This window comes from Amycolatopsis dendrobii, from assembly GCF_014145675.1.
Lineage (GTDB): Bacteria > Actinomycetota > Actinomycetes > Mycobacteriales > Pseudonocardiaceae > Amycolatopsis > Amycolatopsis dendrobii.
Genome location: NZ_JACGZW010000002.1, coordinates 337,456 through 355,514, shown reverse-complemented (window position 1 = coordinate 355,514; position 18,059 = coordinate 337,456). Strand labels below are relative to the sequence as shown.

Below are 18,059 nucleotides of genomic sequence, written 5' to 3'. Positions count from 1 at the left end.
TAGGCACTCACAACCAGTCGTGCTCCCGCGCATACCGCGCCGCCTCGTGCCGCGTCCGCGTCTGCGTCTTCTGCATCGCGTTCGACAGATAGTTCCGCACGGTCCCCTCCGCCAGATGCAGTTGCGTCGCGATGTCCGCGACCGAATACCCCTCCCGCGTCGCCCGCAGCACGTCGATCTCGCGCACGGTCAACGGGCAATCGTCCACCACCGCCAGCGCCGAGACGTCCGGGTCGATCCAGCGTTTGCCCTCGTCCAGCGTCCGGATCACCGCCGCGATGTGCGCCGGTTCCGCCGATTTGCTGACGAATCCCTGCACGCCGAGCTTCAACGCCTTGCGCAGCACTCCGGGCCGGGCGTGCCGGGTCAGCATCAGGATCACCTGCTCCGGCCGTTCCCGCCGGATCCGCGCGACCGCGCCCAGTCCGTCCACATTGGGCATCTCCAGGTCGATCACCAGCACGTCCGGCCGATGCTCCACAGTGGCCCGCACCGCCGCCTCGCCGTCTTCAGCTTCGGCGAGCACGGTGATCTCGTCCTCCATCGGCAGCAACGCGGCCATCGCCTTGCGGAGCAGGGCTTCGTCGTCGGCAAGCACCACCGTCGTCATCGCGCCACCTTCTCCGGGAAGGCCGCGGCCGTCACGAATCGGCCGTCCTTCTGCTCCACGGTCAACTTTCCGCCCTGATCCGCCAGCCGGTCTGCCAATGTGGACAGTCCGCTCAGCACCGTTTCCTCGCGCTCCGGAACGCCGTCGTTGACGATGCTGATCCCCGTTTCGGTCAACGTGATCCGCACCTGCCGGGCCTGCGCGTGCCGGAGGATGTTCGTGGCGGTCTCGCGCAGCACCTGACCGAGCAGCTCGTCCGCACCCGAGCTGACCTGTGCGAGCCGATCGATCCGCACGTGGATTCCCGCCGCCTCGAAGAGGTTCTTCGCGTTCTCCAGCTCCGCGGACAGGTTGAGCCTGCGCTGGGCGTAAGCGAGTTCCTTGGTCTGCACGATGGTTTCGCCGACCAGAGTGTGCACCTCGCGCAATTCCTCTTGCGCGCGTTCGAGATCCCGGTGCAGCAGCTTCTCCGCGAGCGCGACCTTCAGCTTGACCACGTGCAGCGTATGCCCCTGGATGTCGTGCAGTTCGCTGGCGAACCGGACGCGCTCCCGGACCACCGCCAGTTCGGCTTCCTTCCCCCGGGACTCCTCCAGTTCCGCGACGAGGTCGTAGAGCTTCTGGCTGGCGAACATCAGCAGGGTCGACAGCGCCGAGCCGACCGCGGGGGTCACCACGTAGGCCAGCACTCGCGCGCCGAGATGGTCGTGGTGCAGCAGCAGAGTGGCGGAGCCGATCGCGCCGGTCAGCACGGCGAAGCCGACCAGCGCGGCGAACCGGTGCCGCGGCAGCGGCGGGATGAGGAACGACCCGACCATGCTCAGCCCGTAGAACGCCATCGGGCTGTTGTCCAGCGCGCCGGCGAGCCAGACGAACGCGGTGAGCACCAGGCACGGGCGCGCGGTGCGGATGAAGTCGCCCGCGGTCCAGCGTTCGGCGGTGGCGATCGCGGCCAGCAGCCCGATCACCTGGATGCCGACGTGCCACCAGGTCCGGCTGCTGACGATGATCAGCAGCACGCCGACCACCAGCAGCGGCGGCATCACCGTGACGAGGTTGAGCCGCCGCAGCCGGTACTGGACCGCGTCGCCGGACCAGGACATCCGGCGGGGCCGCGGCGGACGGATCTCGGTCATGGCGCTCCAGGTTCGGCCGGGCGGTTCGGCCCCAGCATGCCGCAGCCGCCGATGGCCCACCAGTGACGCAGCGTCATGTCTTCGGCTGACGTGGCCGCACTACCGCCGACCAGCGGATCCGGCTGGAATCAGAGCATGTCCACGACCCCAGTCATCGAAGTCGACCGCCTGAATCTCACCTACGGCGACTTCCAGGCCGTGCGCGATCTGTCGTTCCAGGTCGCCCGCGGCGAACTGTACGCGCTGCTCGGCACGAACGGCGCCGGGAAGACCTCGACGCTGGAGACCGTCGAGGGCCATCGCAAACCCAGCTCCGGCACCGTGCGGGTGTTCGGAAAGGACCCGCGCGACCGTGCTTCCGTGCGTCCCCGGATGGGCATCATGCTGCAGGAAAGCGGCTTCTCGCCGGACCTGACGGTGCGCGAGTCGATCCGGCTGATCGGCAGCCTGACCCAGCGCGACGACAACGTCGAGCGGCTGCTCGGCATCACCGATCTCACCCGCAAAGCCACCACCAGGGTGTCGCAGCTGTCCGGCGGCGAAAAGCGACGGCTCGACTTCGCGACCGCCGTCTACGGGACTCCGGACCTGGTCTTCCTCGACGAGCCGACCACTGGTCTGGACATCCAATCGCGCGACGCGCTCTGGGGTGCAGTGGACCGGCTCCGCGAGGACGGCACCACCATCGTCTTGACCACGCATTACCTCGAGGAAGCGCAGCAACGCGCCGATCGCATCGGGTTGATGCACCAGGGCACGCTCAACCGCGAAGGCACCGTCGCCGAACTGACCCGGACACTGCCCGCGACCATCCGCTTCGGACTCCCGCCGCACGCCCCGGTGCCGCCGCTGCAAGCGACCCGCGAAGAGGACGGCCGGTTCCTCATCGAGACCTTCGGCCTCCAAAAGGACCTGCACACCCTGCTCGGCTGGGCAGCGGACTACGCCGTGGAACTGGCCGAATTAGAAGCCGGACCGACCCGTCTGGACGACGTCTTCCGCGCCATCAGCAACGCGTAATCACCGAAAGGCTTTCCCATGCTCTCGATCGCCCGCGGCGAACTGCTCCAGCTCTTCCGAAATCGCCTGGTGCTAGTCACCTCACTGATCCTGCCCGTCGCGTTCAGCGCTTTCTTCATTTCCCGCCACGAAACCTTCGCGCAGGTCGGAAGTCTCGGCTACATCGCGGCACTGACGCTTTTCTTCATTACCGCGATCGGCCTGTACACCACCACCGTCACCACTCTCGCCGCCCGGCGGCAGAACCTCTTCCTGAAACGCCTGCGCTCCACCGCGGCCAGCGACCCCGGCATTCTCGTCGGCCTGCTCCTGCCGATCACCGCGATCACCACGATCCAGGTCGGCGTCATCCTCGCCGTGCTCGGTGCGGTCACCGGCGCGCCGAAGAACCCGCTGCTGCTGGTTGTCGCGGTCGTCGCCACCATCGCGATGATGGTCGCGCTCGGCTTGGCCACCGCCGGTCTCACGAACTCGCCGGAACACGCCCAGGTCACCACGCTGCCGATCACGATCGCGGTCCTCGCGGTAGCAAGTTGGATCGGAATCACCGGAACCGAACAGCTGTCCCTGCTGAAACGCCTTCTGCCCGGCGGCGCGGCCACCGAACTCGTATTGAATTCCTGGAATGGCGGAACCTCGGCAACCGACTCACTAGTCCTGATCGGCCCGATCGCCGCTTGGCTGATTCTCAGCGTTACGCTGGCGACCCGACTATTCCGCTGGGAACCGCGGCGCTGAAACCCCTTCCGGGACCGACGAGATCGGAGTAGCCTCGGCAACGCTCTCGATCGTCGACGTGTCCGCGGCAACGCGGCCGGAAGCCGGCCCCGACCGGCGGCCGAACCGCGGTTTCCGCGAACACAACTTGGTTTCGTGCACTTTCCCGTCAGTTTCCTGAGTTCGATTGATCTCGGCAAAGGATGGAAGACAGTGCGAAAACAACTGTTCGTCGCATTGGCGGCCGCCGCGTTGACGGTGACCGCCGCCCCGGCGTACGCGGCTCCCCCGAAGTCCGCGGTGAACTGGGGCGCCTGCCCGGCCGACGTCGCGGCGCCGCCGCAACTGCAGTGCGCGTCGCTCGACGTCCCGCTGGACTACCGGCAGCCGGACGGCAAGAAGATCAGCATCGAGATCTCGCGGCTGCAGAGCATCGATCCGGCCGCCCGGCGCGGAGTGCTGCTGTTCAACCCGGGCGGCCCCGGCGGCCTCGGCCTGACGTTCCCGCTGGACCTGGTCCGGGCAGGCATCCCGGCAAGCGTGCTCGCCCGGTACGACCTGATCGGCTTCGACCCTCGCGGCGTCGCCCACAGCAGTCCGGTGAACTGCAACCTGACCGCCGAGCAGATGGTGATCGCCCCGAAGTACGCGCACAACGAGGCCGACGTCGTCGAGGCCTCCGCCTTCGCCAAGGGGATCGCGCAACAGTGCGCGGCCTCGGAATCCGCTTCGGTGCTGCCATATCTGACCACCGCGAACACCGCGCGGGACATGGACCAGATCCGCGCCGCCCTCGGCGAATCGAAGATCTCCTACGTCGGCTACTCCTACGGCACCTACCTCGGCGGCGCGTACGCGACGCTGTTCCCGGACCAGACCGACCGAGTTGTGCTCGACAGCGTTCTCGGGCCGGGCGGGTACGACATCACCGCGGCCCGGCGATTCGCCGAAGGCATGCAGGACCGCTTCCCGGACTTCGCGAAATGGGCCGCCGTCCGCAATTCGAGCTACGGTCTCGGCGCCACCCCGACCGCCGTCACGGCGACCTTCGACAAGCTCGCGGACAAACTCGACGAGACCCCGGTGGCCGGCATCGACGGTTCGTACTTCCGGCTGGCGACGCACGGCTTGATCTACCAGAACCAGTCGTTCCCGAGGCTGGCCCAGGCGTGGCAAGCGCTTCTCGCGAACCAGGTCCCGTCGGGTGCGGTGCCGCCCGCGCCGACGCCCACCGAACAGAGCCAGACCGGCACGATGATCTCGATCCTGTGCGGGGACAACGCGTGGCCGCGGACCATTTCGACGTATCAGGACAACGTCGCGCAGGACCGAGCCGCGTACCCGATGATCGGCGCCTCGACGGCGAATGTCTGGCCGTGCGCGCACTGGCCCAAGCAGCCGATCGAAACGCCGGTCCAGTTCAGCGACCAGGGACCGTCGAACCTGCTGCTGGTCCAGAACACGCGTGACCCGGCGACCCCGCTGTCCGGCGCGCTCGAGACCCGCGCGCAGTTCGGCGACCGGGCCCGGATGGTCACCGTGGACCAGGGCGGCCACGGTGCCGCACTCCCGTTCCTGAACAGCTGCGGGTTCAGCGCGGTCACCGACTTCCTGGTGAACGGAACGCGCCCGGACACCGACAAGTTCTGCGGTGCCGAAGCGAGCGCACGCGGGCTCAGCCAGCAGCAACAGCAGGCGGCCGACAAGATCCTCGACCGGATGACCCGGCACTGAACCAGACGATGGGTGGGACGATGAAACAGACGGTGGGGCGGGTTTTCCGCCCCACCGTCGTTCTCGCACGCCCTCCCGCGGATTTCCGAGTTCGGCTATCGATCAAGGAAGGAAAACCGTGCGAAGAACATTGCTCGTCGTATTCGCCGCCGCCGCGTTGACCGCGACGGCGGTTCCGGCGTCCGCCGCACCTTTGAGATCCACAGTGAACTGGGGCCCGTGCCCGGCCGACGTCGCCTCTCCAACCCTGCAATGCGCGTCGCTCGAAGTGCCGCTGGACTACCAGCATCCGGACGGCCAGAAGATCACCGTCGAAATCTCCCGCCTCCCCAGCACCGATCCGGCGAAACGACGCGGCGTCCTGCTGTTCAACCCGGGCGGCCCTGGCGGCCCCGGGCTGGCCTTCCCATCGACCTGGGCGAATAGTGGAGCACCGGCAAGCCTGCTCGCCGAGTACGACCTGATCGGCTTTGACCCGCGAGGCGTCGACCACAGCACCCCGGTGAGCTGCGATCTGCGTCCCGACCAGCTTGTGCTCGCGCCGAAGTACGCGCACAACCGGGAAGAAGTCGTCCAGGCCTCGGCCACCGCGAAGCAGATTGCCCGGCAATGCGCCGATTCGGCATCCGCGCCGATCCTGCCGTACATCACCACCGCGAACACCGCCCGGGACATGGACCAGATCCGCGCCGCCCTCGGTGAGCAGAAGATCTCCTATTTCGGCTTGTCCTACGGAACTTACCTCGGCGGGGTCTACGCCTCGCTGTTCCCGGACCGGACCGACCGATTCGTGCTCGACAGCGTCGTCGGACCGAGCGGTGTCGACGCCACCACGGCTCGGCGCTTCGGCCAGGGAATGCAAGACCGCTTCCCCGACTTCGCGAAATGGGCCGCGGCCCGCAATTCGAGCTATGGCCTCGGTGCCACGCCCGCCGAAGTCACCGAGAACTTCTTCAAGCTCGCGGACAAACTCGACCAGCACCCGGCCGGTGGCATCGACGGCTCGCTCTTCCGGCTGGGAACGCACAGCCTGACTTACCAGACGTTGCTATTCCCCAGACTGGCGCAGACGTGGCAGGCCCTCCTCAACGGCCAGGCGGTCCCGGCCGGTTTGCTGCGGCCAGCGGCCACGAATTCGGAGCAGAGCCAGCGGTCCACCATGATCTCGGTGCTGTGCGGGGACAACGCCTGGCCACGGCAGATTTCGACCTATCAACGGAACGTCGCGCACGACCGGGCCAAATACCCGATGCTCGGGGGCGCGGCGGCGAACGTCTGGCCCTGTGCGCACTGGGCCAAGGAGCCGCTCGAACCCCCGGTGCAGTTCAGTGACCAGGGACCGTCGAACCTGCTGCTGGTCCAGAACCTGCGCGACCCGGCAACCCCGCTGTCCGGCGCGCTCGAGACCCGCGCGGCGTTCGGTGACCGGGCACGAATGGTCACTGTGGACCAGGGCGGACACGGCGTCAGCCTCCCGTATCTGAACGGCTGCGGCTTCAACGCCGTCGCTGACTACCTGGTCCACGGAACCCGGCCGGACACCGACAAATTCTGCGGTTCCGAAGCGAATTCGGGCCGAAAGCTGACCCCGCAACAACAGCAGGCAGCCGACAAGATCATGAACCGCCTTCGGCAGTACTGAAACCGGCGGTGGGGCGGAACCCCCGCCCCACCGCCGCTCGTTCAGCGCAGGTGCGCCGAACCCCGCGTCACCGCGGAATAGGCGTCCACCGAACCATGTCCGTAGAACCCGTTGAACGACGCGTCACCCAAGCAGGTAGCCGTGAACGAAGCGTCCCGGCCCTCCTTCAGGTAGTCGACCGTTCGCGGCACCGGGCACGCGATCGGCGCGGCCGTGCCCTCCAGCACCCGCTGCACCGCGTCCGGATCCATCGAAGCGGAATGCCCGGTCTTCTTGCCGTACTGGGAAACGATCAGCGCCGCGACACCAGTCGCGTGGGGAGCGGCCATCGAAGTTCCTTGCAGCCACTGGTAATAGCCGACCCGGCCGTCCGCCGCCGTCGCTTTCTGCACGCCAAGCGCGACGCCTGCCGGGGTCACATTGCCTGCCGCGTCGATGTTTCCGGCCGCCACCCCGACATTGCGCGGATACGTGGACAGGATTTCGTTCTCCACCGTCCGGTACCAAGGAGTGCCGTAACCGTCACGGAAGAAGCCGCCCGGCGCGGAAACGGAGATCTGCTCGGTGCCGTAGTTCGAGTAATCCGCCTTCGCCTGCGTCGGACCGAACGAGCCGACACCGATGGTGTGCGGGCCTTCGACCGGCAGCGAGAAGCACGAAGAATTGTCGATCTTGCGCGGATGCGTCCCGTTCGCCGGGTAGTCCGGGCTCGTGACGTCGTCGTGCGGCGCGGCCAGTTCGTCGTGCTGGTTGCCGAGCGCGACCACCATCGTCACGCCTTTGCGGTGCGCGTAGTTCAACGCCCGCGTGGTGGCTTCGATGACCGTGCGCTGTTCGGCCTGCTCCGCGGCGGAATCGGCCGGGTTCGAACGGCAGTTGTAGAGCCACGGATCCACGTAGAAGCTCATGTTGACGACGTCGAGCCCGGCGTCGCCGGAATACGTCAGCGCGTCGACCGTCGGTTGAAGGAAGAAGTACCCGGAATCCTGACCGGCACGGACGTTCACCAGCGTCACGTTCGGGGCCACCCCGGACACGCCGAATCCGTTGGCAGCCGCGGCGATCGTACCGGCGACGTGCGTGCCGTGGCCGTTGTCGTCGTGGTCAACCGGGTCGACGCAGCCGCGGTATTCGCACGGGCCGTCGACCACGGTGCCGTTGACGTCAGCGACGATGTCCTTGGTGAAGTTGCGCGAATCGGCCTTGTCGAAGTTCGGCGCGATGTCCGGGTGACTGCCGTCGACGCCGGTGTCGATGATGCCGACCTTCACCCGCTTGTCGCCGGCCTGCTTGGTGCGCGCGAGGTCGGAGCGGGTCGATTTGAGGCCCCAGAGCTGGTCGTCCAGCGGATCGGTGCCGACCGCCTTGTTCGCCGCGGCCTTGCGTGACACGCTGCCGCGGCCTTCCTTCTCGACCGCGTCCGGCTTTTCCTTCTTGCCCGCCTTCGGCGCGCTGCCGATCGATTTCGCCTTCGCCGCACCGAATACCGCGCGGTTCGCCGAAACCCGCTCAGTGAAGCCGGCCGCGGGCGCGGTGGCGGTGATGAGCCCGACCGCCGCATTGGTCGCGACGATCGTGCCACCCGCGTCGCGCACGGCCTGCTGGGCGGCGGCGACGCTTTGGCCGTCCCGGGCCAGCACGCTGAATTCCGTTACCGGCCCGGCCGGTTGGGCCGACGCCGCGCCACCGGCGACGCCGGACACCGCACCGAACAATGGCACCGCGAGTGCCACAGCGAGCAATCTTGGTCTTTTCACGAGTCCTCCTGACGAAAACCGACAATGCAACGTACATAGCGGACACTGCGTGCGGCAATCGGCAAACCGGAGGAATCGCCTGGTTACGGAACCACCGACTTCTCCTCGGCGAAGTGACAAGCCGACAGATGCCCGTCCGTCCGCGGTTCCAGCTTCGGCACCTCCGTCGCGCAAATGTCCGCGGCCTTCCAGCACCGCGTGCGGAAACGGCAGCCCGACGGCGGATCGATCGGGCTCGGCACGTCGCCCTCCAGCCGGATCACCTGCCGCTGCCCGCGCACCGCCGGGTCGGCGACCGGCACCGCCGACAGCAACGCCTGCGTGTACGGATGAGACGGTCGCTCGTAGATCTCGTCCTCAGTACCGATTTCGACGATCTTGCCCAGGTACATCACCGCGACCCGGGTGGACAGATGGCGCACCACCGACAGGTCGTGCGCGATGAACACATAGGACAGTCCGAATTCGCCCTGCAGTTCCCCGAGCAGGTTCATCACCTGCGCCTGGATCGAAACGTCCAAAGCGGACACCGGCTCGTCGCAGATGATCACCTTGGGCCGCAACGCCAGCGCCCGCGCGATGCCGATGCGCTGCCGCTGCCCGCCGGAGAACTGGTGCGGGTACCGGTTCACGTGCTCGGGGTTGAGCCCGACCACCTCCAGCAGTTCCTGCACCTTCTTCGCCCGCGAACCCTTCGGCGCGACCTCGGTGTGGATCTCGAACGGCTCGCCGACGATGTCGCCGACGGTCATCCGCGGATTCAGCGACGTGTACGGATCCTGCAGCACGATCTGGATTTCCCGGCGCATTCGCCGCAGTTCCGCACCGCGCAGTTTGAACAGGTCGCGACCCTCGAAGGTCGCGCTGCCGCTGGTCGGCTCCTCCAGGCGCATCAGCACCTGGGCGAGCGTCGACTTGCCGCAGCCGGATTCCCCGACCACGCCGAGCGTTTCGCCCGGCTGCAGGTCGAAGGACACCCCGTCGACGGCCTTCACCTGTCCGATCGTCCGTTTGAACAGCACGCCGGTGCGCACCGGGAAATGCTTCACCAGTTCGCGCACGCTGAGAATCGGCTCACCCACGGCTCTCCACCACCTCCTCGGCGAAGTGACACGCACTGACCCGGCCGAACCCGAGCGCGTGCGAGGACGGCCGCTCGTCGCGGCACCGCTGCTCAGCCCGCTTGCAACGCGGGTGGAACGGGCATCCGGACGGAATGTCGAGCAGGCTCGGCGGCAGGCCCTTGATGGTTTCCAGGGTCTGTCCTTTGAGGTCCAGCCGGGGCAGCGAATCCATCAGCGCCGCGGTGTAGGGATGCCCTGGCGAGCTGAACAGTTCCCGCACGTCGGCCTGTTCCACGATCCGTCCGGCGTACATCACCGCGATCCGGTCCGCGACCTCCGCGACCACGCCGAGGTCGTGCGTGATGAGCACGAGCCCCATCCGCCGTTCCCGCTGGATGTCCGCGAGCAGGTCCATGATCTGCGCCTGCACGGTCACGTCCAGCGCGGTGGTCGGCTCGTCCGCGATCAGCAGATCCGGGTCGAGTGCCAGCGACATCGCGATCATCGCGCGCTGCCGCATCCCGCCGGAGAACTGGTGCGGGTAGTCCTTCACCCGCCGTTGCGCGGCCGGGATCCGCACCAGGTCGAGCAGTTCGACCGCGCGCTTGCGCGCATCCTTTTTGGACATTCCCAGCCGGACGCGCAACTGCTCCTCGATCTGGAACCCGACAGTGAACACCGGGTTCAGCGCCGAAAGCGCGTCCTGGAAGATCATCGCGATCTCCGCGCCGCGCACCTGCCGCCGCCGGTCGGCCGACGCGGTGAGCAGATCCTCGCCGCGATACCGGATCGACCCGCCGGTGATCACCCCCGGCGGGGTGTCGAGGATTCCCATGATGGTCTGCGCGGTGACGCTCTTGCCGGAGCCCGATTCGCCGAGCACGGCAAGGGTTTCCCCGGCATGCACCGAGTAGCCGACCCCGTTGAGCACGTTGGCCACGCCGTCGGAAGTGCGGAACTCCACGTGCAGGTCTTCGACCTCGAGCAGCAGCTCGTGCTCCGCCGTCGGACCAGCTGGACTGGACACTGTGGACATTGCGGCTACCTCGACTTCGGGTCGAGCGCGTCGCGGATACCGTCGCCGAGCATCACGAACGCGAGCACGGTGATGGTGACGAACGCACCGGGGAACAGGAGCATGTGCGGGACCGCGCGGAAATAGTCGCGCGCGTCGCTGATCATGACGCCCCACGACACCACCGGCGGCCGCACGCCGATGCCGAGGTACGCCAGCGTCGCCTCGGCTCCGATGGCCGCGCCGAGCGCGATCGTGGCGTACACGAGCACCGGCGCGAGCGTGTTCGGCAGCAGGTGCCGGAACACGATCCGCGGCGTGCTCGCGCCGAGCGCACGGGCCGCCTTCACGTAGTCCAGTTGCTTGGCCACCAGCGTCGCGGACCGCATGATGCGCATCGCCACCGGCCAGGTCAGCACCGCGATCGAACACACCACCTGCACGATGATGGTGACCTGCCCGGGATTCGTGCCGGGCGCGTTGAACGTGGTGAGGATGACGATCGCGCCCAGCACGAACGGAAGGCCGGCGAAGATGTCGCCGAGCCGGGACAGCAGGCTGTCGACGATCCGGCCGTAGTAGCCCGCGACGATGCCGATCAACGATCCGAAAAGGACAGTCAGCAGCGTCGCGAAAACGCCGACCAGCAGCGATGCCCTTGCCCCGTAGATGGTCCGCGCGTAGACGTCGTAGCCCTGGTTGTCGTAGCCGAACCAGGCGTCCGCCGACGGACCTTCGTTGGCGTGGGTCAAATCGCTGTATCCGGCGGGACGGTGCGAGAACAGTCCCGGCGCGATCGCGATCAGCACGATCACCAGGATGATCAACGCGGAGATCACGAACGTCGGCTTGCGGCGCAGCTGCCGCCACGCGTCGCCCCACAGACTGCGCGGTTTCTTCGGACCGGCGTCGGCCGAGCTGTCCACATGCGACAGCTGTGCCGCGTCGACTCCTCCGCCGCCGACGAGATTCGGGTCAGTCATAACGGATCCTCGGGTCGAGAACGGCGTAGAGCAGGTCGACGATCAAGCTCATCAGCAGATACACCAGCACCAGCAGCACGACGACGCCGACGACGGTCGCGCTTTCCCGGTTCTGGAGGCCGCGGAAGATCAGCCCGCCGAGACCGTTGATGTTGAACACGCCCTCGGTCACGATCGCACCGCCCATGAGCGAGCCGAGGTCGGTGCCGAGGAAGGTCAGCACCGGGATCACCGAGTTGCGCAGCAAGTGAATGCCGATGACGCGACTGTTGGGCTGCCCCTTGGCGATGGCGGTGCGGATGTAGTCGGCGTGCCGGTTCTCCGCGATCGACGTTCTCGTCAACCGGGCGACGTAAGCCATCGACAGGCTGCCGAGCGCGATGCCGGGCACGATCAGCTCGCCGATGCTCGGATCGTCGGAGACGCTGGCGTCGATGATGCCCAGGTTCACGCCGAGCACGATCTGCAGCACGATCGCGGTGACGAACACCGGAAGCGAGATCAGGAACGTGGTCGAGACCAGCACCAGGTTGTCGAGGAAACCCTTGCCGCGCAAGCCGGTCAGCACCCCGGCGGTCAAGCCGATGACCGCTTCGATGAGCACCGCGACGAGCGCGAGGCGCAGCGTGATCGGGTAGGAGGTGGAGATCAGTTCGCCGACCGAGGAGCCGTTGAACGTCTCGCCCCAGTCGCCGCTGAACAGGCTCCCGAGGTATTTGAAGTACTGGACGATCAGGTTGTCGTTGAGGTGGAACTTCTCGGTCATCAGGTCGATATAGGCCTGCGGGCAGGCTTGCTGACCGCATTTTCCGGAGAACGGGTCCCCGGGCACGGCCCACACCAGTGCGTAGATCAGGAAGGTGGTGCCGAAGAACACCGGGATCAACTGGAGCAGGCGGCGCAGGACGTAGCGAATCATGCGTGGTTCCTCAGAGTGCGCGCCGGGCCCGCGAGTGCCCGCGCCTGCTTGTGGCCGGCGCGAGCACTCACGAACCGCGTGGTGGGAACGGACTAGTCAGCGCTTCACTTCTTGAGGACCTCGACCGACGAGTAGTCCGCGCGGCGGCGGAAGTCGAGGACCACGGTCTTGGTGTGCTTCGACTTGGCCGCGACGCCCTTCTCGTCCCACACCGGGATCGAGGGCAGGTCCTTCGCGATCAAGTCCTCGGCCTGCTGGTACAGCTTGACCGCGGCGTCCTTGTCCGCCGTCGAGTCGGCCTGCTTCAGCAGAGCGTCGACCTGCGGGTTGGAGTACGTCGAGTCGTTCGACGAGGCCCCGGTCCGGTAGAGCGGGTTGAGGAAGTCCTCAATGGAGGGATAGTCCGCCGCCCAGTCGGAACGGCCCATGCCGGTCAGCTTGTGCCCGGTCACGATGCTGCGCCACTGGCCGAAGTCGGTCGCCGGAACGAAATCGCATTCGACGCCGAGGGTGTTCTTGATGCTGTTGCACGCGGCCACCAGCGGCTCCTTGCGGCCGCCGTCGGCGTTCGAGGCGATGGTGAGCTTGCCCTTGAACCCGGACTTCGCGAAGAACTCCTTGGCCTTCGCCGGGTTGAACTTGCAGTATTCGCCGCACACGCCGGGCCGGAAGCCCGCGATGCCCTGCGAGACATAGCTGTCGGCCGGCACGTAGGTGTCGTGCATGACCGTCTTGGTGATCTGCTCGCGGTCGATCGCCATCGAGATCGCCCGGCGCAGGTCGAGGTTGTTGTAGCCGGGAACGTAGTACGGCACCGCGATCGTGCTGATGCCCAGCAGGTGCCCGGTGACCAGGTTGTCCTTGAGGTCGGTCTTGTACTTCTCCGCGGTGAGCGCGGACGGCGGCAGCGTCTCGATGAAGTCGAGCTTGTTGCTCAGCAGGTCCTGGTAGGCGGTTTCCTGGCTGGCGTAGATCTTGACGTCGAGGTCCTTGAACTTGACCTTGTCCGGACCCTGGTAGTCGTCGAACCGGGTCAGCTTGATGTCGACGTTCGGCGTGCGGCTGACGAACTTCATCGGGCCGTTGCCGATCGGGTGCTTCGCGAAGGCGGCGGGGTCCTTGAAGAAGGAGTCCGGCAGCGGCGCGAACGCGGTGTAGCCGATCTTGGTGGTGAACACGGAGAACGGCGCGTCCAGCGTCACCTGGAACTCGTAGTCGCCCTTCACGGCCAGCCCGGACATCTTGTCCGTGGTCGGCTTCGCCCCCTTGTCGGCGGGGTGGACGTCGGAGTAGCCCTGGATGTTCTCGAAGAACGTGCTGTTGATCTGGCCGTTCGCCGAGTTGGCCCCGTAGTTCCAGGCGTCGACGAAGTTCTTCGCCTTGACCTCGGTGCCGTCGTGGAACTTCCAGCCGTGCTTGATCTTGATGTCGTAGACCTTGGAATCGGCCGTGGTGATCGACTCCGCCATCAGGTTGAACGGTTCGCCGCTGTCGCCCTTGTACGCGACGAGGCCGGAGAACATCGGGTCGACGGCCTTGGAACCGCCGAGTTCGTTGGTGTTCGTGGGGATCAGCGTGTTCTGCGGTTCCGTGCCGTAGACCGTGAAGGTCCCGTTCGGATCCGCTTCTCCCGACGACCCGCTGCTGGATCCGCCGCCCCCACAGGCGGTCAGGAGCAGTGACAAGGTTGTCACGACTGCGGCCGCGCTCCAGAGCCTGGATGAACCCCGCATGTCCCCTCCGTTTCTCGCGTCCGAATAGCGAGATGGAGGCTAGCTGGATCAGCGCTTCGTAACCGGATCGCCGGGTTGCACCTGAATAACAACACCGTTCATCACCCAGTCAGCTCACAACTAACTGCGCTTGATGACTTTCGGTGGCTTTGGTACGGGTGCGCGCGTCCGGTGACCTCGCCGCTGCGGAGCGTTCAGGCGAGCGACAAAGCGATGCCGTCGAGGATGTCGTGCTCGCTGACCACCAACTGGTCCGGACCACCGCGCGCGGCGAGTTCTTCGGCGAGCACCTGAACGACGACCGCGCCGCCGCCGATCACGTCGACCCGGCCGGGGTGGATCACCGGGTTCTCGGCGCGGGTCGCGCGGGCGGCCGCGAGGAGCTGTCCGGCGAGCTCGTCGATCTGGCCATGCGTCAGCTTCGACAGGTGCACGCGCTCGGAGTCGTACTCGGGCAGGCCGAGCGAAACCGCTGACAACGTGGTCACGGTGCCGGCGACGCCGATCCAGGTGCGGGCCTTCGCGACGTCCACGACATTGAACGCCTCGGCGAGGATGCCGCGGGCGAGTTCCCGGGCGGCGGCGATCTCGTCCGCGGTCGGCGGGTCGTCCTTCAGCGCGCGCTCGGTGATCCGGACGCAACCGATGTCGACGGATTTCGCCGCGATCACCTCGGCCTCGCGGCCGTTCCAGGTGCCGAGGACGAGTTCGGTGGAGCCGCCGCCGACGTCGACGACCACGAACGGCCCGTCGTCCGGGTCCTGCTCGCCGACCGCTCCGGTGAAGGACAGCCGGGCTTCCTCGTCGCCGCTGATCACCTCGGCCTCGACGCCGAGCGTTTCGCGGGTCATCGCGAAGAACTCGTCGCGGTTGCTCGCGTCGCGGGTCGCGGAGGTGGCGACCATGCGCACCTTCTCGACGCCCTTGCGCCGCGCGGCGACGGTGTAGTCCGCGAGTGCGGCGCGGGTGCGTTCGAGCGCTTCCGGCGCGAGCCTGCCGGTGGCGTCGACGCCCTGGCCGAGCCGCACGATGCGCATCTCGCGGTGCAGGTCGCGCAGGTCGACCGTGCCGTCGTGGCGCGGCGTCAACTCGGCGACGAGCAGGCGGATGGAGTTGGTCCCACAGTCGATCGCAGCTACCCGAGGCATGGCTCCGACTTTACTTGGTCTCCGGCGGTTCGCAGGCGAGGCGGGCATAGGCGGGCCCTATGCCCCCTCACCGACATTTGATCTTTGCCTTTTCCTCTGTTCCGGTCCTACGGTTGACGTGTTCGCCGCATTTCGTTTCGCGGCGGTTCTTTCTCCTTTATCGAGAGGTTCATTGGCATGCCCGATTACGGGATTGCGGGAAAGCGCGCGGTCGTCACCGGCGGTTCCCGCGGAATCGGCGCGGCAATCGTGGCGCAATTGCTGGCCGCGGGCGCGACGGTGCTCACCACCGCCCGGTCGGCCGGCCCGGCGCCGGAGGGAGCGTCGTTCGTCGAGGCCGACGTCCGCACGCAGGCCGGAGCCCAGACGGTCGCCTCCGCCGCACAAGACGTCCTCGGCGGCGTCGACCTGCTGGTCCACAACGCGGGCGGCGCGCGTCCGCACCCCAGCGGCCTGGCCATCCCCGACGACGAATGGCAGGACGCGCTGTCGGTGAACCTGCTGGCCGCGGTCCGGCTGGACGCACTGCTGGCCCCGGGCATGCGAGACCGCCGATCGGGCGCGATCGTGCACGTCTCCACCGCCGCGATCCGTCCGCCGTTCCCGCCGTTCTTGCACTACGTGGCGGCGAAAACGGCGCTGGAGGCGTACAGCCGGGGCCTGGCCGCCGAACTGGCCCCGTCCGGCGTCCGCGTCAACACCGTGTCCCCCGGCCGGACCGCCACCCCCGGCGGCTTGGCGACGCGAGAGCAGTGGTCGAGCCTGTCGCCCGGCTTCGCTCTCCCCGATGTCCCGCTGGGCCGCGACGGCGAGCCCGACGACATCGCCAACGCGGTGTTGTTCCTGCTGTCCGACCAGGCGAACTGGCTGACCGGAAGCGGCCTGGCCGTCGATGGAGGCGAATACCCGCGATGAATAACTACCAGGGCAAAACCGCGGTCATTACCGGCGGCAGCGCGGGAATGGGTTTCGCCACGGCGAAATTGTTCGCCGACGGCGGAGCTCGCGTAATCATCACCGGCCGCTCGCAATCCCGTCTCGACGCGGCTTTGGCCCGGCTCGGCGAAGACGCGCTAGCCGTCCGCGGCGATGTGGCGTTGCTCTCCGATCTGGACGCGCTGGCCGCCCAGGTACCCGGCCCGATCGACGCCCTGTTCGTCAACGCCGGGATGGCCCGGACGGCACCGTTCGAGTCGGTCACCGAGGAGCAGTTCGACGCGGACTTCGCGGTCAACGTCAAGGGCGCGTACTTCACCGTGCAGAAGCTCGCGCCGCGGCTGCGTTCCGGAGCGGGCGTCGTGCTGACCACTTCGACCGCGAACGTCATGGGCCTGCCGGAAACCAGCGTCTATTCAGCAGGCAAGGCCGCACTGCGGTCGATGGCCCGCACGCTCGCCGCCGAACTGCTCCCGCGCGACATCCGGGTCAACGCGATCAGCCCCGGCCCCATCGACACCGAGATTTTGGAAGCCGGGATGTCAGCCGAGGAAGCCGCGCAGTTCAAAGCCGCGCGAGCCGCCGCCAACCCCATGAAGCGGCTGGGCACCCCCGAAGAGATCGCCCGCGCGGTCGCCTTCCTGGCCTTCGACGCCACCTTCACCACCGGCATCGAACTGGTCGTAGACGGCGGCGACACCCAGCTCTGAGCTTTCAGGCGGCCGGAGACACTGGCTGATACCAGGTCTCCTGCCGCAAAAACTCGAGCAACGCCATCTCCGCGGGCCCCGCGCCCGGCCGGACCGCCGCGACGACGGGCTGGGACACGACCGGAAACACCGGCCGGACGAGATGCTCATGCCCCTCCGGCACCGCCGACGCCGGAACGAGCGTCACTCCCAGCCCGTGCGCGGCCCATCGCACCGCTGTCGAGGTCTGCGACACCCGCGCGACCGCGGTCGGCTTCAACCCGTTGTCTCGCAACACTTCGGTCAGGAACCCGTCGAGTGCACTGGCCGGGTCGAACCTGATCCACTCCTCTTTTTCCAGCTCCCGCAACGCGATCCGGTCCTTCTTGAGCAACCGGTGTTTCGCGCCGAGGACGACCACGAACTCCTCGTCGCCGAGGTGATGCCCCTCGTACAGCCCCTCGTCGCACGCCGAGCCGATCAACGCGAGGTCCAGCACCCCACGCCGGGCCAGCTGCTCCAGCTCAGCCGGATTCGGCTCCTCGAACACGGTCACCGCCAGCCGCGGATACTTGCGCCGCAACGCAGCCAGCGCCCCCGGCAGCTGCCGAGTCCCCAACCCCATCTGCGCCGAGACGAGCAACTCGCCGACCAGCTCGTCCGCCCCCGCCCGCGCGGTCGCCTGCGCCCGCCGCGCGGCCCGCACCGCGACCTCAGCGTCCCGGAGAAACGCCCGCCCGACGACGGTGGGCACGAGCCCGGTGGGCGTCCGGGAGAAGAGCTGCACGCCGAGTTCCCGCTCGAGCCCCCGGATCTGCTGCGAAACGGACGGCTGCGCGACGTGCAGCACTTCAGCCGCAGCGGTCACCGACCCCGCCTCAGCGACCGCCAAGGCGTACTCGAACTGACGAAGACTCATCGTCTCCCCTGCGGACGTTTGTAATGGTGTAATCGAG

At 67.4% G+C, this 18,059-nt stretch carries 16 protein-coding genes; 6 read left to right on the top strand and 10 right to left on the bottom strand.

What is annotated here, in order from left to right:
- Window positions 1-7 precede the first annotated feature (7 nt).
- Both H4281_RS05815 and H4281_RS05810 read right to left on the bottom strand, forming a co-directional pair.
- Window positions 8-610 carry a response regulator transcription factor gene (locus tag H4281_RS05815; RefSeq protein WP_037820278.1) on the bottom strand — a complete coding sequence of 201 codons (603 nt, stop codon included), beginning with the start codon at window positions 608-610 and terminating at the stop codon, window positions 8-10.
- Window positions 607-1,746 carry a sensor histidine kinase gene (locus tag H4281_RS05810; RefSeq protein WP_182889828.1) on the bottom strand — a complete coding sequence of 380 codons (1,140 nt, stop codon included), beginning with the start codon at window positions 1,744-1,746 and terminating at the stop codon, window positions 607-609. Before H4281_RS05810 ends, H4281_RS05815 begins: the two co-directional genes overlap by 4 nt.
- Before the next feature lie 135 nt (window positions 1,747-1,881).
- Here H4281_RS05810 and H4281_RS05805 point away from each other — a divergent pair, with 135 nt between their 5' ends.
- From H4281_RS05805 to H4281_RS05790, 4 genes are all read left to right on the top strand, one after another.
- Complete coding sequence (locus H4281_RS05805; RefSeq protein WP_182889827.1) at window positions 1,882-2,766, top strand: ABC transporter ATP-binding protein; 885 nt, start codon at window positions 1,882-1,884, stop codon at window positions 2,764-2,766.
- Window positions 2,767-2,784: 18 nt separating this feature from the next.
- On the top strand, window positions 2,785-3,504 hold the full coding sequence (locus H4281_RS05800) for an ABC transporter permease (RefSeq protein ID WP_182889826.1): 720 nt from the start codon (window positions 2,785-2,787) through the stop codon (window positions 3,502-3,504).
- Window positions 3,505-3,696: 192 nt separating this feature from the next.
- Window positions 3,697-5,217, top strand: coding sequence for an alpha/beta hydrolase (locus tag H4281_RS05795; RefSeq protein WP_237597257.1), 1,521 nt, complete (start codon window positions 3,697-3,699; stop codon window positions 5,215-5,217).
- 118 nt (window positions 5,218-5,335) lie between these two features.
- Window positions 5,336-6,859 carry an alpha/beta hydrolase gene (locus H4281_RS05790; RefSeq protein ID WP_312872062.1) on the top strand — a complete coding sequence of 508 codons (1,524 nt, stop codon included), beginning with the start codon at window positions 5,336-5,338 and terminating at the stop codon, window positions 6,857-6,859.
- Between the two features lie 41 nt (window positions 6,860-6,900).
- Here H4281_RS05790 and H4281_RS05785 read toward each other — a convergent pair whose 3' ends face one another.
- From H4281_RS05785 to H4281_RS05755, 7 genes are all read right to left on the bottom strand, one after another.
- Entirely contained in the window at window positions 6,901-8,616 is a 1,716-nt protein-coding gene (locus H4281_RS05785; RefSeq protein WP_182889825.1) for a S8 family serine peptidase, read from the bottom strand.
- 83 nt (window positions 8,617-8,699) lie between these two features.
- Window positions 8,700-9,698 carry an ABC transporter ATP-binding protein gene (locus H4281_RS05780; RefSeq protein WP_182889824.1) on the bottom strand — a complete coding sequence of 333 codons (999 nt, stop codon included), beginning with the start codon at window positions 9,696-9,698 and terminating at the stop codon, window positions 8,700-8,702.
- Window positions 9,691-10,716: an ABC transporter ATP-binding protein gene (locus H4281_RS05775; RefSeq protein WP_182889823.1), complete on the bottom strand. Its 1,026-nt coding sequence runs from the start codon at window positions 10,714-10,716 to the stop codon at window positions 9,691-9,693. The genes H4281_RS05780 and H4281_RS05775 overlap by 8 nt, the downstream gene beginning before the upstream one ends.
- Before the next feature lie 5 nt (window positions 10,717-10,721).
- Window positions 10,722-11,678 (bottom strand): ABC transporter permease, encoded by a 957-nt coding sequence (locus H4281_RS05770; RefSeq protein ID WP_182889822.1) that lies wholly within the window; start codon window positions 11,676-11,678, stop codon window positions 10,722-10,724.
- On the bottom strand, window positions 11,671-12,597 hold the full coding sequence (locus H4281_RS05765; protein ID WP_182889821.1) for an ABC transporter permease: 927 nt from the start codon (window positions 12,595-12,597) through the stop codon (window positions 11,671-11,673). Before H4281_RS05765 ends, H4281_RS05770 begins: the two co-directional genes overlap by 8 nt.
- Window positions 12,598-12,701: 104 nt before the next feature.
- A complete protein-coding gene (locus H4281_RS05760; RefSeq protein WP_182889820.1) occupies window positions 12,702-14,330 on the bottom strand; it encodes a peptide ABC transporter substrate-binding protein in 1,629 nt (542 codons plus the stop codon).
- Window positions 14,331-14,524: 194 nt separating this feature from the next.
- A complete protein-coding gene (locus H4281_RS05755; protein ID WP_182889819.1) occupies window positions 14,525-15,478 on the bottom strand; it encodes a Ppx/GppA phosphatase family protein in 954 nt (317 codons plus the stop codon).
- 177 nt (window positions 15,479-15,655) lie between these two features.
- Here H4281_RS05755 and H4281_RS05750 point away from each other — a divergent pair, with 177 nt between their 5' ends.
- On the top strand, window positions 15,656-16,393 hold the full coding sequence (locus tag H4281_RS05750; RefSeq protein ID WP_182889818.1) for an oxidoreductase: 738 nt from the start codon (window positions 15,656-15,658) through the stop codon (window positions 16,391-16,393).
- The gene (locus H4281_RS05745; RefSeq protein ID WP_182889817.1) at window positions 16,390-17,124 is read left to right on the top strand and encodes an SDR family oxidoreductase; all 735 of its coding nucleotides are present in this window, start codon (window positions 16,390-16,392) and stop codon (window positions 17,122-17,124) included. Before H4281_RS05750 ends, H4281_RS05745 begins: the two co-directional genes overlap by 4 nt.
- Window positions 17,125-17,128: 4 nt before the next feature.
- Here the strand turns inward: H4281_RS05745 and H4281_RS05740 are convergent, their stop codons facing one another.
- Complete coding sequence (locus tag H4281_RS05740; RefSeq protein WP_182889816.1) at window positions 17,129-18,022, bottom strand: LysR family transcriptional regulator; 894 nt, start codon at window positions 18,020-18,022, stop codon at window positions 17,129-17,131.
- Between the last annotated feature and the right edge of the window lie 37 nt (window positions 18,023-18,059).

What these genes read in the sequence shown, in the direction of transcription:
- H4281_RS05815 (WP_037820278.1), bottom strand. Translation starts at nt 610, where the DNA reads ATGACGACGGTGGTGCTTGCCGACGACGAAGCCCTGCTCCGCAAGGCG.
- H4281_RS05810 (WP_182889828.1), bottom strand. Translation starts at nt 1,746, where the DNA reads ATGACCGAGATCCGTCCGCCGCGGCCCCGCCGGATGTCCTGGTCCGGC.
- H4281_RS05805 (WP_182889827.1), top strand. Translation starts at nt 1,882, where the DNA reads ATGTCCACGACCCCAGTCATCGAAGTCGACCGCCTGAATCTCACCTAC.
- H4281_RS05800 (WP_182889826.1), top strand. Translation starts at nt 2,785, where the DNA reads ATGCTCTCGATCGCCCGCGGCGAACTGCTCCAGCTCTTCCGAAATCGC.
- H4281_RS05775 (WP_182889823.1), bottom strand. Translation starts at nt 10,716, where the DNA reads ATGTCCACAGTGTCCAGTCCAGCTGGTCCGACGGCGGAGCACGAGCTG.
- H4281_RS05770 (WP_182889822.1), bottom strand. Translation starts at nt 11,678, where the DNA reads ATGACTGACCCGAATCTCGTCGGCGGCGGAGGAGTCGACGCGGCACAG.
- H4281_RS05765 (WP_182889821.1), bottom strand. Translation starts at nt 12,597, where the DNA reads ATGATTCGCTACGTCCTGCGCCGCCTGCTCCAGTTGATCCCGGTGTTC.
- H4281_RS05760 (WP_182889820.1), bottom strand. Translation starts at nt 14,330, where the DNA reads ATGCGGGGTTCATCCAGGCTCTGGAGCGCGGCCGCAGTCGTGACAACC.
- H4281_RS05755 (WP_182889819.1), bottom strand. Translation starts at nt 15,478, where the DNA reads ATGCCTCGGGTAGCTGCGATCGACTGTGGGACCAACTCCATCCGCCTG.
- H4281_RS05750 (WP_182889818.1), top strand. Translation starts at nt 15,656, where the DNA reads ATGCCCGATTACGGGATTGCGGGAAAGCGCGCGGTCGTCACCGGCGGT.
- H4281_RS05745 (WP_182889817.1), top strand. Translation starts at nt 16,390, where the DNA reads ATGAATAACTACCAGGGCAAAACCGCGGTCATTACCGGCGGCAGCGCG.
- H4281_RS05740 (WP_182889816.1), bottom strand. Translation starts at nt 18,022, where the DNA reads ATGAGTCTTCGTCAGTTCGAGTACGCCTTGGCGGTCGCTGAGGCGGGG.